1 protein-coding gene and 1 pseudogene are annotated in these 1,031 nt (G+C 70.1%); both read right to left on the reverse strand.

All coding sequences use genetic code 11. The features are described 5' to 3' along the window. Positions 1-270 precede the first annotated feature (270 nt). Positions 271-525 (reverse strand): annotated as a pseudogene (locus ACZ7FF_RS44995) (hypothetical protein); the annotation flags it as partial. Between the two features lie 160 nt (positions 526-685). Then, on the reverse strand, positions 686-1,031 hold a 346-nt coding region (locus ACZ7FF_RS45000; RefSeq protein ID WP_470820562.1), incomplete at its 5' end, for a substrate-binding domain-containing protein.

The following is a 1,031-nucleotide window of genomic DNA, read 5'->3' on the forward strand; positions in this document are numbered from 1 at the left end:
GCCTCGTCTCCTTCCGGCAGTTCACCGACTGGATCGACGTGCAGAAGCCCGAGGTCCTCGCCAAGCTGCGCACGCTGGACGTCGGGCAGCGGCCCCCCGGCGGCTGGAAGACGTTCCTGGCCTGACCCCGGCCCGACGACACGGAGCGGCGCCGGTGGTGCGCCGCGTGAGGAGCGGGGCCCGTCGGGAATACCGCCCCCGGCCATGTCCTCCGAGGAGGCCGGCCGGGGGTGTTACAGGCAAGGGTCCGCGCGGGCGATCGCACGGGCGCTACTTCCGGCCGGTGCAGGGATCGCAGCAGGAGGGTGCCGGTTCGACGCAGACGCTGACGGTGTCGGCGTTGTTGGTGGTGTCGGGGTCCTTCTCGCTGCCGGTGGCGGTGGCGGTGTTGCCGACGGTGACGGTGGCCGCGTCGGCCGCCTTCGTCACCATCGGGTCGGCAGCCGGTTTGACCCGTGTGACCTGCTTGTTGGAAGTGGAGGTCAGGGGCTCCGGCATGTCGCCCGACCGGTTCTCGTAGGCGGCGACGACGTGCCCGACTCGGCAGCCGTGTGCCACACCGTCGCCTCCGCCTCGGGCTGGGAACCGTGGCGGGTGGGGCGTACCCGTGGAGCAGGCCCCCACCCGCACGCCGGCAGACCTCATCCTGTGCGAGGCCTACCCGCGCCCGGGCAGGAAACCCCTCTCAGAAGTTGAACTGGTCTATGTTCTTGGTGTCGAACACGGTCGGCTTGCCCAGCGTGATGACGCCGTCCTTGCCGATGGTGTAGGTCGTGTCGCCGGCCTTGAAGGTCTCGCCCTCCTTGCCGGTGATCTGGCCGGAGGCGAGGGCCACCACGGCGCGGGCGGCGAGGTCGCCGAGCTTGGCCGGGTCCCACAGCTCGAAGCCCTCGACGGTGCCGTTCTTGACGTACTGGCGCATGTCGTTGGGGGTGTCCAGACCGGTCAGCCTGACCTTGCCCTTGTACTTGGAGCTGGACAGGTACTGGGCGGCGGCCTTGATGCCGACGGTGGTCGGGGAGATGATCCCC

Source organism: Streptomyces sp. NPDC037126 (assembly GCF_055605965.1).